Consider the following 12,375-nt stretch of genomic DNA (forward strand, 5'->3'; position numbering starts at 1 on the left):
AAGGGTCGAAACACCGCAGTCGGGAACGCGGAGAGAGGGACGATATCGCGTGGGCAGCCATTCGCCCGCCCACGCCCCGCGAGCCGACCGTCGCGTCAAAACCGCTTGACCTTGTGTTGCAGCACCCCGAGTTCATCACGTTTCTGGATCAATTGCGCGAGGATGCTGATGGAGATCTCCGTGGGGGTGTTGTTGCCCAACGGCAGACCGATCGGGCAGCAAAAGGAATCGATTTTCTGCGGCGAGACGTTCAACTGTTTCAGCTCGCGCCGCAACACGCTCGCCTTTTGGGGGCTGCCGATCACACCAATGTACGGTGCGTCTCGCGTCGTCAGCAGCTCCGAAAGCACCGGCAAGTCCGTCGCGTGGCCCTTGCTGATCAAAACGAAAAACGTCCCCGACGGTTGCTCGCCGACCAGCTCTTTGGGGCGTTCGACGCATCGTTTCGTCAGCTTGGGGTGATCGGGAATCTTTGCCAACCAATCCGATCGCGGATCGATGCAGGTGACGCGGCAGTGCAATTGGCACAGCAAGGGGACCAGCACCTGGGCGACGTGCCCGGCACCGAACACCGCGATCGGCCAGTCGACTTTGCCGTGGACTTCGAAAAAAAGTTTGACCTCACCGCCGCACGTCATGCCGATGTCCGTTTGCAGGTTCCAGGTCACCAGATCGCAACTGGTTCCCGAGGCGGTGGCGAGTAATTGCCGGGCATGCTCGATCGCGGCGGCTTCGATCTTTCCACCACCGATGGTCCCCGATTCGATGCCTTCGGCCGTCACGATTGCCTTGGCACCGGTGATTTGCGGGGCGCTGCCGCGAATGTCGATCAACGTCACGGTCACAAACGGTGTTTCCGATTGCAGCAGCGCCGTCAGTCTCTGATGATGTTGCACGACATCATACGTCATCTCGCATTCGCTCCGAATCTCGACTCCGCTGTGAACCAACCGCCATCAAAATGTTATTCGATCGTTCCTGCCGCAGGAAGAAGCAAGCGGATGGGCGGCGCGAAACTGCTGTTGCCCTGGGGCGACGGATTGCTGATCGATCAGGTCCTGGCGGCTTGGACCGACAGCCGAGTCGACGAAGTCGTCGTCGTGGTGCGGAACGACGACCAGGCGCTGACCGAAGCGTGTCGGCGACATCGCGTGCATCTGGTCCACCCGAACGACGATCCACTGGAGATGAAGACGTCGGTGCAGTGTGCCTTGCGCGAAATCCAAACCCGATTCACACCCAAAATTCATGATCGCTGTTTCATCGCGCCCGCGGACGTGCCGACGCTTTCCCCCCGCATCATCGACCGGCTGATCGCGGCCGAATCGGATGCCTCGACCATCGTGGTCCCAGAATTCGGGGGCAAACCGGGGCACCCGGCGTTGTTGCCCTGGCCGCTGACGGCGGAGATTTTTGAACTCGGCCCCGACGAGGGCATTGACCGGATCGTCAAACGGAATCGGCAACTGGCCGTTCCCTTTCCCGCCGAACAACGTGTGGTGGATGTCGATACACCCGAGGAATACGAACGTTTGCGAGACGCGTTGCCTGAGGGGTGGAAAAAGAAGAGGTGCTGAGACGCCGATTTTGCGTTTCCCCTCCGGAAAGCCGAGGCGACTTTGGCGGCAACGGTCTGTTAAACTCAACAGCGGATGAATCGACTTCCACATTTCTGCCGCGGCTTTTGCGAAAGGGACAAGATGACATCGATCAACGTGAACGGCAAAGTCCACGATCTGGGAGACGTGCCCGACGACACGCCCTTGCTGTGGGTACTGCGTGACCATCTTGGTTTGACCGGGACGAAATATGGATGCGGGATCGCCGAATGCGGCATCTGCACCGTGCACATCGACGGCGACGCGATCCAGTCCTGTATCACCCAGTTGGGCGAAGTCGGTGATTCTGAAATCACGACCATCGAGGGGCTATCCGAAGACGGTTCCCACCCGGTCCAAAAAGCCTGGAAGCAACACGGCGTGCCGCAGTGCGGTTATTGCCAAGTGGGCCAGATGATGATGGCCGCCGCGATGCTGCAGTCCAACAACGATCCCAGCGACGATGACATCGACAGCGAGATGTGGAACATCTGTCGTTGCGGTACCTACCCGCGGATCCGCGCGGCGATCAAATCCGCGGCAAAGGAGATGCAGGCCAAATGAACACTTCCATCCAATCACGCAAAGGGATCTCGCGTCGCGGTTTTCTTGCCGGCGCGTCGGCCGGATCATTGGTCTTGATGGCCAAGGTCACCGGCGGCCAAGAAGTCGTCGTCGTGGGGGCGACCAAGGCCAACCTTGAATCCTTCGATCCCGACCTGTTCGTCTCCATCGCACCCGACGGGATCGTTTCCATTCTGGCCCACCGCAGTGAGATGGGAACCGGGATTCGAACCAGTCTGCCCCGAGTCGTCGCCGACGAATTAGAAGCGGACTGGGAACGCGTGGAAATCGTTCAGGCGATCGGCGACAAACGACTCGGTGATCAAAACACCGACGGGTCCAACAGCATCCGGTTCTTCTTTGATCGCATGCGGGTCGCTGGAGCCACCGCGCGGACGATGCTGGAACGCGCCGCGGCGCAAAAATGGGGCGTGCCGGTCGATCAGTGCAAGGCCGACAATCATCGTGTCGTGCATTCCAACAGCGATCGTGAGATCGGGTTCGGCGAACTGGTTTCGATCGCCAGCACCCTGGATGTGCCGGCGGCCGACGAATTGACTCTGAAACCGGCGTCGAAGTATCGCTACATCGGCAAGGACACGCCGATCACCGATATGGACGACATCCTGACGGGTAAGGCGATCTATGGGATCGACGCTCGGATGGAAAACCAGCTGTTCGCCGTCATTGCCCGGCCGCCCGTGGTCGGCGGGACGGTCAAGTCCTTCGACGCGTCCGAAGCAAAGAAGATCCCCGGTGTGGTGGACGTCATTGAAATCCCCAAATTCGTGGGTGCTCCGCTGTTTCAACCGCTCGGCGGTGTCGCCGTTTGCGCCGACAGCACCTGGGCCGCTTGGCAGGGACGCGACGCGCTTGACATTCAGTGGGACGATGGCCCCAACGCCAACTACGACACCGATGAATTCGCCAAGACCTTGGCGGCGGCGGCCAACCAGCCCGGCAAAGCGGTGCGGAACCACGGTGATGCCGACAAGGTGATCGCCGAATCCGACAACGTGCTTCGCGCCGATTACTCCGTGCCACACTTGTCACACGCTCCGATGGAGACGCCTTGCGCGGTCGCGGATGTCAAAACCGAAGGCGACAAAGTCGTCTCCTGCACGGTCACCGCTGCGACGCAAAATCCGCAAGCGGTTCAGCAAGCCGTCGGCCCCGCGATGGGCATGAAACCGGAAGACGTGATCGTCAACGTCACCCTGCTCGGTTCCGGTTTCGGTCGCAAAAGCAAACCGGACTACTGCGTCGAAGCGGCCATGTTGTCGCGAAAACTCGGCCGCCCCGTTCACGTCACGTGGACGCGTGAAGACGACATCCACAACGATTACTTCCACACGATTTCACACGTGCACCTGGAAGCCGCCGTGGATGACGACGGAAAACCGAACGCGTGGCTGGCACGCGCGGCCTACCCGACGATCGGATCGACGTTCAACCCGTTTGCAAAAGAACCGGCGGGGTTCGAAGTCGAAATGGGGCTGACCGATTGCCCCTACGACATTCCCCATTTACGCGTCGAAGTCGGCCAGGCGGCCGCGCACACGCGGATCGGCTGGCTGCGATCGGTCGCACACATCCAGCAAAATTTTGCGGTCTGTTCCTTTGCCGACGAACTGGCCCACCACGCCGGGCGCGATCCCTATGAGTACCTGTTGGAGTTATTGGGCCAGGACCGCCATCTGGACTTGAAAGCGATCGGGTTGTCCAACCGCGGCGCCTCGCCGACGGATTATCCCTACGACATCGGGCGGCTCAAAGCGGTCACGCGACGTGCCGCGGAAATGGCCGACTGGCAACGAGGAAAACAGTTGCCCAAGGGTCGCGGCGTCGGCATCGCCTGCTGCCGCGCGTTCCTGGGCTACACCGGGCACGTCGTCGAAGTCGAAGTGTCACAAGACGGCAAACTGCGGATCCCCAAGGTTTGGGTCGCGCTCGATGCAGGGCTGATCGTCAGCCCCGATCGCGTGCGAGCCCAGGTCGAAGGCGCCGCGATCATGGCGACGACCCAGGCGCGTTACGGCAAGATCACCTTCAAGAACGGCCGGGTGCAGCAATCCAATTACGATGACTATTCCATGGTCACGATGAGTGATGCCCCGCGCGAAATCATCGTCGATGTGATCGACAGCAAGGCCGCGCCGGCCGGTGTCGGTGAAACTACGGTGCCGTCCTTCGCCCCCGCTCTCTGCAACGCGATCTTTGCGGCAACCGGAAAACGCATCCGCGATCTGCCACTTCGCGATCACGACCTTTCCTGGAGCTAACGTGGTCGCCAGGTCGGCCCGGTGTTCTCCGCCGAAGGCCAGACGCGATGCGCGGTGGCGGGGTCATCGCATCCGGCCACTGCGTTTGCACCGCGGGGAAAATCATCGAGATCGTTCTTGACGATGTCGTGAACGTCGCAGCGAAGCGAACGCGCATCGCTCGGCCGCAACAATCCATCGGCCGCGCGTTGCAAGGACAGTTCGACGCGGGGGAATTGCATGAAGGTGTCACGATCATCACCGCCGGCCTGTTGCAAATTCCCTTGCCAAACGAAGTCCTTCGGTTCGGCATGGATTCGAAACAGCTGCCATTTCATCGGCATGAAAATGTTGCCAACGAACTGGCAGTCACTCGGATTGGCCGATTGTTTCTTGCCGGCACCCATGCCGATTTCCATCGACACCTTGCAATCAATGAAGGTGTTGTGGGCCACGACCGCGCCGCGAACCGGTGCGTATGAGTTGAGCGCCCCGTTTGGGATCCCGTTCATCATGCACAGGGCGGCACGTTCGGCGTCGCCGCGCAGGCCTTCGAAATAGTTGTTTGTGACGCGGTGGTCCTGGCCGATCAGACGCACGCCGCCGGTGCCGCGTTGTTGTCGGCCCAGAAAAATGTTTCCATCAACCAGACAGCGATGGCCATGTCGCAGGGTCAGCGCACCGGCGCAGGAATCGAAGACGTTGTGCCGGTAAATGTTCCCACACGACTTGTTGGATACGACCTCCGCTTCGCCGTCGCATCGGTAAAAGTAATTGTCTTCGACGACACTGGCGCACTCGAGTTCGGAGACTTCGCTGGTGCCGATGCGAATCGTCTCGCCGCCGTTGCGTCCCAGTTCGGGCCGGGGACCGAAGTGGTTGTGATCGATGCGGTGGTGCTGGGCAACCTCGCTGACCCAGACGACCAACGTGGTCCCTCGGCTCTTTTTGCCGCCGAAGTAACAATGGTCGACACGATTGTTGGTACCGTAGATGGACAGCCAACGGGATTCGATCCCGGCATCGGAATCCCCGGTCTGTTCGAACCAGCATTGCGTGACTCGGCAATGATGCGCAAGCCGTTGACTGTGCGTCCGCAGTTGCACGACATCGCTGACGCCGTCCGGATCGCGAAACACAAACCCGGTGACGTTGACATGGGTTCCCGAAACCCGAAATTCCGTCGCTCCGGAAAACACCACACCGCCGGGGTGTTGGGGGCGAACGACGATCGGTGCCTCGTTCGTTCCCGGCAACTGTTCGAACGTCAGTTTTGCATCCTTCCAGTCGCCATCGGCCAGCACGATCGCGTCACCGGCCGCGACGTCCTTGAGGGCCGTTTTTAACTCGCTGTCCTTGCCGATTTTCCACTGTTTGCCATCGGCGCGTCCAGCCAGCAGAACCGCAAGGCATCCCGCAAGGAGCCACGTAGACCCGATAAAGCCGGGCCGGGCGGCCCCGTGATTAATGTTCAACATGTTCGTTTCGCTGAAATCAACGCGGAAATCGAGTGGGCAGACGAGAGATGCACTGACCGCTCGGGAAGGATAAACTTTTATCATATCTCCTCTGAACACTCGATGAGCTGAACCCATGCGTTTCCCTGTTGTTGTTGCACTCTGTGTCGTTTCGGTCTTTTCCATCACCGCCAGCGGCGAGGACTGGTCGCGTTTTCGCGGCCCTAATGGACAGGGAATCGCGGAGGGAACGATCCCCCTGACCTGGAGTAGCGAGGAAAACCTAGCGTGGTCTGTGGAACTTCCCGGCGAAGGTTCCTCGTCGCCGATCGTCGTCGACAATCGCGTGTATGTGACGTGTTATTCCGGCAGCGGTTCCGATGCCAAACGGCACATCGTGTGTCTCGACGCGGACTCGGGAAAGCAGCTTTGGACCGATGCGATCAGCGGACCGGAACGCGAAGACGCGTATCAGGGATACATCACCGAGCACGGCTATGCCAGCGGGACACCGGTTTGCGATGGGAAACACGTCTATGCGTTCTTCGGCAAAGCCGGCGTGGTCGCCTGGACCGTCGAGGGCAAGAAGGTGTGGCAGCAAGACGTCGGCCAAATGTCCAGCAACCGGCAATGGGGCTCCGGTTCAAGCCCGGTGCTGCACGAGGGGATCTTGATCGTCAATGCATCCGAGGAGGCGCGGGCGATCATCGGATTGGATGCCGCGACGGGCAACGAACGTTGGAAGGCCGAGTACGATCTTCTGGAACTCTGTTACGCGACACCGATTCTGGTTCCGGGCGAAGGCGACGTGATGGAAGCGGTGATCTCGATGCCCGGCGAAGTGTGGGGATTGAACGCGACGACCGGCAAGATCCGCTGGTTTTGTGAGATCGGAAACGGCGGCAATGTCAGCCCCAGTGTCGTCCTCAGTGAAGATGCGTTCTACACGTTCGGCGGGTATCCGGCACAACAGACCAACGCGATTCGTCGTGGCGGTCGCAAGGACATCACCGCGACGCATCACCTCTGGGAAAGCCGCGACAGCAGCTACGTCCCGACGCCGCTGTACTTCGATGGCCATCTCTACTGGGTCAGCCATCGCGGCCAAGCCTTCGTCGTCAATGCCAAGACCGGCGAGACAGTGACGCGAGAGCGATTGGATGATCTGAAGTCGGGCGGCAGTCCCGTGTACGCCTCACCGATCAAAGTCGGGGAGCGTCTGTATGTCGTCACGCGTCGTAGCGGGACGTACGTCTTTGAAGCGACGCCCGAAATGAAGCAGATTGCCAAGAGCGAACCGTTGGACGAATCGGACTTCAACGCCACACCGGCCATCTCAAACGGCCGCGCCTACCTGCGCAGCAACCAAGCGATCTACTGCGTGAAGTAAGCGCTGATCATCGTCGGACATCAGCCGGTTCGCGCCAGCGTCCGGGCCCCCACGCCTGACTCCCCCATGGCCCGTAGGCTCGCGCCAAACGGCTGATCATCGTTAGACATCAGCCGGTTCGCGTGAGCGCCCGGGCCCCACGCCTGACTCCCCAGGCCTATCGGCTCGTGCCCTATCAGCTACTCTCTTTCACCCTGCCGGGATATGCTAACCGGCGACTTTGATCCTCTCCTCCCCTCGATCCACAGAACAATACCGACAGATGCCAACTTCACGACCCGTTGCTCTCGTGACCGGATCCGCGACCGGTGTCGGCCGCGCCTGTGTGCTGCAATTCGCCCGCCGCGGATTTGACGTCGTCATCAACTACTCCCGCAGCGAAAGCGACGCGCTTCAAACGGCATCCGACGTGAAGCAACTCGGGGCGAAGGTCTTGCTGGTCGGTTGTGACGTTTCCGACGACATGGAAGTCCGCAAGATGATCGCCAAAGTCAACGAGGTCTTCGAGCGATTGGACGTCTTGGTCAACAACGCCGCGACGACATCCTTCATCGAACATCGCGACCTAGAGGGGCTGACCGAATCGATGTGGGACCGGATGTTGGCGGTCAATTTGAAGGGTGCGTTCTTTGTCACGCGGGCGGCCGCGGACTTGTTGCGAGCCAGCGGTTCGGGAAGCGTCGTCAATGTCAGTTCCGTCGCCGGGATCACCGGCAGCGGTTCCTCGATCGCCTACTGCGCGACGAAGGCCGGTCTGAACACGATGACCAAATCACTGGCCCGAGTGCTGGCGCCCGAAGTCCGCGTCAACGCGGTTTGCCCCGGTCCGATCGACAGCCGTTGGATCAAGGAGGGCAATCCGAAATGGGATCTGGATGCGATGGTGGCCGGCTATCCGATCCCCAAGGCGTCCCAACCAGACGACATCGCCGACGCGGTGCTGTTCTTCGCCACCGGCACCGCGATGACAACCGGACAGATCCTGAGCGTCGATGGCGGTCAGACGCTGCTGTAGCTCGGCTGCGGACAATCTCGCTACAATCGACGCAGCACCTTTCTCCGGTTGATCGGCGGCAAGAATTCAATGGGCATCTGACGATGAATGATCTTGAAGGGCGACGGCCGCTGAAAACCCGCAGTTGGCGGGTGTTTCAGTACGCAGCGGAACGACTGGCGCAGACCCGCGTGACGCCCAACATGATCAGCACCTCCAGCATGGTCTTTGGCGTCATCGCCGGCTTAGCGCTCGCCGGAACGTCGATGGCGGGATCGTCAGGCGTGCTCGCAATCCTTTATCTGGCGGCAGCCGGTTGCATGCAACTGCGATTGATCGCCAATTTGCTGGACGGCATGGTGGCGGTCGAAGGAGGAAAAGCGTCACCGGTCGGCGTGTTGTACAACGAGGTCCCCGACCGTCTTTCGGACGTCGCCATTCTGATCGGCGCGGGATACTCGTTGGCATCGCGAGCGGAACTGGGGCTGGCGGCGGCGGTCGTTGCCGTCTTTGTCGCTTACATCCGCGCGATCGGATCCAGCGCGGGCGCGGGTGAAGTCTTCGTCGGACCGATGGCCAAGCCCCAGCGGATGGCGCTGATGACCTTCGCTTGCGTCCTCTGTGCGTTGCTCTCGCTGACAAGTTCGGGACTGTCCGGACGCTGGCAAGCCCCTGTGATGGGAGCGGTTCTGGGATTGATCATCGTCGGCGGTGTGATCACCTCGGTGCGTCGCCTGATGATCATTTCCGAATCCCTTTGTGCCCAGATGCGGCGCCCGTCCGAATTACCCGCGGACGAATTTCCCGCAGACGATCGCTCCCCCGCAGAATCCGCGCAGGGGGAATGAGTTTGTTTGATCACCTGTCGACGGAGATTTGCCTGACGTTTGCGGCGATCGCAGGACTGCTGTTGCTTGCCAACGTGATCCTCCTCTTGCGCAAGCGCGCCGATCCCGACCGCGATGACACCGAATTGGTGCTTCGCGTCCGAACGTGGTGGATCATCGTCGGTTGCTTTACCTTCATGATTGCCGTTTCCAGAACGACTGCAGTCGCTTTCTTAGGATTCGTCAGCTTCCTCGCGTTCAAGGAGTTTTTATCACTCATCCCGACGCGGCGGGCCGATCATCGCGTGTTGTTCTGGGCTTACCTGGCGATCCCGTTTCAGTACTGCTGGGTTGCGATCGCCTGGTACGAAATGTTCGTGATCTTTATTCCGGTCTACATGTTCCTAGGACTTCCGACTCGCATGGTGCTGATCGGCGAAACCAAGGGGTTTCTGCGCGCGATCGGGACGGTTCAATGGGGGCTCATGACAACGGTTTTCAGCCTCTCGCATGCGGCAATGTTGATGATGATCCAGCCGAGTGAATCAGCCCGCGTCACCGTGGTTTGGGCTGACGAAGCCTCCAAAGCATCCGGCGGCGCGGCCCTGTTGGTGTTGCTGGTCTTGCTGACTCAGTTCAACGACGTCGCACAATTTTGCTGGGGAAAAACGATCGGCAAGCGGAAGGTCATTCCAAAGGTCAGCCCGGGCAAGACGGTTGGCGGATTGATCGGCGGCGTCGCGTCCACCGTCGTCTTGGCGGCCTTCGTCGGCCCCTGGCTGACGTTTCTTGACCTGCCGCGATCGCTATTGGCCGGGTTGATCATCGGCGTTGCAGGCTTCGCGGGCGACCTTTCGATTTCCGCACTCAAACGCGATCTAGGCGTGAAAGATGCCGGCCACACGTTGCCCGGGCACGGGGGAGTCCTGGACCGAGTCGACAGTCTGACCTACACCGCGCCGTTGTTCTTTCACTTTATCTATTACTGTTACGGTTGAACGATGACGGACCTGCTTCGCTTTGCCTACTTTCTGTTCATCGTCCGACCGGTCATCTTGATTGTGATCGGCCTGAACGTCCGCCGTTCAAATCAATTGCCAGAAAAAGGGCCGGCCGTCATCGTCGCCAATCACAACAGCCACCTCGACACGATGGTCCTAATGACCCTCTTCGGGATGCGGCGGCTGAAGGACGTCCATCCGGTCGCCGCTGCGGATCATTTTTTGAGAAACCGGCTGATGGCATGGTTTTCGACGAAAATTATCGGAATCATTCCGTTGGAACGCGAAGTAAAAGGTGTGCGCCGAGACCCTCTGGCTGGAATCTGCGAGGCACTCGATGATGACAAGATCCTGATTCTGTTTCCCGAAGGCAGTCGGGGGGCACCTGAGATCCGAGACGACTTCAAAACGGGCATCGCGCACGTCGCCAAACGCTACCCCGAAGTTCCCTTTACGCCCGTTTTCATGCATGGCCTGGGACGTTCGCTACCCAAGGGCGAAGGCATCTTGGTGCCCTTTTTTTGCGACGTGTTCATCGGCCAGCCGGTTCAGTGGACCGGGAAAAAAGACACTTTCATGCAAACGATTTGTGATGCCATGAACGAATTGGAAGCGGAAAAAGAAATCCCGCGTTGGGAGCCGTCTTGAGCTGGTAAGCGGCCGCGAGGGGTTCAAAGAATGGGAGCGAACAGGCGTGCAATTTGCGAGATCGCGACCGACCACCAGCGCCGCACGGCAAGTACGTCGCGTGTGATTTCTCGTGAATTGGCAAAGTCGTTCGACAGCATCTGTTCGACTTCGTCGGTAAATTCATCGTCGATCGTCAACACGGTGATTTCAAAATTCAATCGAAACGAGCGGTTGTCGAAATTCGCAGTCCCGATCGCCGAAGCGTAGCCATCGACCAGAACGACTTTCTGGTGCAGAAACCCGTCACCGTACTCGTACACCTTCACTCCGGCCTGAATCACCTGATTGACGTAAGACATCGCGGCGAGCTTGATCCACGGCTTGTCCGGTATCCCGGGGATCAAGACACGCACATCGACACCGCGAAACGCCGCCAATTGCAGCGCTGTGATCACCCCTTCGTCGGGAACAAAGTAGGGCGTCGCAATCCAAATCCGGTCGTCGGCCGAATTGATCGCATGCGTAAAGAACAGCCCGCAGGTCTCGTAGTCATCCGCGGGACCGCTCGGCAGCACAAACACCATCCGGTCATGGTCGTTTGACGGTTGCGGTTCCCAACTGACCGCGGGCATCGTTTCGGTCGCCCAGTACCAGTCTTCGACGAAGGCGAGTTGCGTCGCGAGCACGGCCGGGCCGCTGATCGACAGATGGGTATCACGCCAGGGAGACAGCCGCGGGTGCTTGCCGATGTATTCATCCCCGACGTTGTGCCCGCCGACGAACGCGATCCGGCCGTCAACGACAACGATCTTGCGGTGGTTACGAAAGTTAATCTGGAATCGATTTCGCCAACCCCGCGTCGTTCTCATCCCCGTGACGTGGACGCCGGCGGCGGTCAGTTCGTTGACGAACGCTTTGGGGATGCCCCTGGATCCGATGTCGTCGTACAACAGGTAGACCGACAAACCACGTTTCGCCTGCGCGATCAGCCGGTCTTTCAGTTGTCGCCCCAGCGAGTCATTGTGGATGATGAAGAACTGAACCAAGATGTAAGTGGTGGCCGCATCGATTTCCGCAAAGATCGCATCGAAGGTGGCTTGCCCGTTGACCAACAGACGGGTGTCGTTGTTTCGAGTGAATCGCATCCGGGCGAGTTGTTCCAACGCGCGCGCATCGCCAAACCGCGAGCCCAGGTCGACGGCGTAGGGCTCCAAATTGCGGCGGACGTCGTCCAAGTTTTCGATCGCATCGCTGGTCCTGTCACGACGCAAATCGACGTAGCCTTGAAATTTATTGCGTCCAAAAATCCAGTACGCAGGAACCGCAAAAAAAGGCCACGTGATCAGAGTGATCGCCCAGGCGACGGCACCCTGTGAGGTCCGAGTCGTCATCACCGCCTGGACGGCGGACACAATGCCGAGCACCACGAAGACAAAGACGGTGGCGCCGAAAAGCGACAGGTTGGTGGGCGAGGGATCGATCATGTACCAATTGTATTGACTGGCAAGCCGGATGCTTACCCCACTAGTGCTCCGTCAACTTTTAGATTGAGGGTGCCGCGGAAAAGGGGTCAGGTACCAAAAATGCGAAGCACCCGTCGGGCCATTTGGTTTTTGGTACCTGACCCCTTTTCCGCTCGATAAACGCAACCCC

11 protein-coding genes are annotated in these 12,375 nt (G+C 59.7%); 8 read left to right on the forward strand and 3 right to left on the reverse strand.

The genetic code is table 11. The features are described from left to right. Nucleotides 1–95 precede the first annotated feature (95 nt). Nucleotides 96–911, reverse strand: coding sequence for an XdhC family protein (locus tag TBK1r_RS22285; RefSeq protein ID WP_145215630.1), 816 nt, complete (start codon nucleotides 909–911; stop codon nucleotides 96–98). Between TBK1r_RS22285 and TBK1r_RS22290 the strand changes: the two genes are divergently transcribed. From TBK1r_RS22290 to TBK1r_RS22300, 3 genes are all read left to right on the forward strand, one after another. Then, nucleotides 888–1,577 (forward strand): nucleotidyltransferase family protein, encoded by a 690-nt coding sequence (locus tag TBK1r_RS22290; RefSeq protein ID WP_419581586.1) that lies wholly within the window; start codon nucleotides 888–890, stop codon nucleotides 1,575–1,577. The genes TBK1r_RS22285 and TBK1r_RS22290 overlap by 24 nt on opposite strands. A gap of 123 nt (nucleotides 1,578–1,700) precedes the next feature. Further along, nucleotides 1,701–2,162 carry a (2Fe-2S)-binding protein gene (locus TBK1r_RS22295; protein ID WP_145215636.1) on the forward strand — a complete coding sequence of 154 codons (462 nt, stop codon included), beginning with the start codon at nucleotides 1,701–1,703 and terminating at the stop codon, nucleotides 2,160–2,162. Then, entirely contained in the window at nucleotides 2,159–4,444 is a 2,286-nt protein-coding gene (locus TBK1r_RS22300; RefSeq protein WP_145215639.1) for a xanthine dehydrogenase family protein molybdopterin-binding subunit, read from the forward strand. The genes TBK1r_RS22295 and TBK1r_RS22300 overlap by 4 nt, the downstream gene beginning before the upstream one ends. Here TBK1r_RS22300 and TBK1r_RS22305 read toward each other — a convergent pair. Continuing rightward, entirely contained in the window at nucleotides 4,441–5,901 is a 1,461-nt protein-coding gene (locus tag TBK1r_RS22305) for a polysaccharide lyase 6 family protein (protein ID WP_419580270.1), read from the reverse strand. The two genes, TBK1r_RS22300 and TBK1r_RS22305, sit on opposite strands and share 4 nt — an antisense overlap. A gap of 115 nt (nucleotides 5,902–6,016) precedes the next feature. On the opposite strand from TBK1r_RS22305, the gene TBK1r_RS22310 reads away from it, so the two are divergent. From TBK1r_RS22310 to TBK1r_RS22330, 5 genes are all read left to right on the forward strand, one after another. Continuing rightward, entirely contained in the window at nucleotides 6,017–7,270 is a 1,254-nt protein-coding gene (locus TBK1r_RS22310; RefSeq protein ID WP_145215645.1) for an outer membrane protein assembly factor BamB family protein, read from the forward strand. A 262-nt stretch (nucleotides 7,271–7,532) separates the two neighbouring features. After that, nucleotides 7,533–8,285, forward strand: coding sequence for an SDR family NAD(P)-dependent oxidoreductase (locus TBK1r_RS22315; protein WP_145215648.1), 753 nt, complete (start codon nucleotides 7,533–7,535; stop codon nucleotides 8,283–8,285). An 83-nt stretch (nucleotides 8,286–8,368) separates the two neighbouring features. After that, a complete protein-coding gene (locus TBK1r_RS22320) occupies nucleotides 8,369–9,112 on the forward strand; it encodes a CDP-alcohol phosphatidyltransferase family protein (protein ID WP_145215651.1) in 744 nt (247 codons plus the stop codon). Continuing rightward, nucleotides 9,109–10,089 carry a phosphatidate cytidylyltransferase gene (locus TBK1r_RS22325; protein ID WP_145215654.1) on the forward strand — a complete coding sequence of 327 codons (981 nt, stop codon included), beginning with the start codon at nucleotides 9,109–9,111 and terminating at the stop codon, nucleotides 10,087–10,089. Before TBK1r_RS22320 ends, TBK1r_RS22325 begins: the two co-directional genes overlap by 4 nt. A gap of 3 nt (nucleotides 10,090–10,092) precedes the next feature. After that, nucleotides 10,093–10,740, forward strand: coding sequence for a lysophospholipid acyltransferase family protein (locus tag TBK1r_RS22330; RefSeq protein ID WP_145215657.1), 648 nt, complete (start codon nucleotides 10,093–10,095; stop codon nucleotides 10,738–10,740). A 23-nt stretch (nucleotides 10,741–10,763) separates the two neighbouring features. On the opposite strand, the gene cls is transcribed toward TBK1r_RS22330, so the two are convergent. After that, complete coding sequence (gene cls / locus TBK1r_RS22335; RefSeq protein WP_145215660.1) at nucleotides 10,764–12,206, reverse strand: cardiolipin synthase; 1,443 nt, start codon at nucleotides 12,204–12,206, stop codon at nucleotides 10,764–10,766. Nucleotides 12,207–12,375: the final 169 nt, after the last annotated feature.

It is taken from the genome of Stieleria magnilauensis (assembly GCA_007753675.1).
Classification (GTDB): domain Bacteria; phylum Planctomycetota; class Planctomycetia; order Pirellulales; family Pirellulaceae; genus Stieleria; species Stieleria magnilauensis.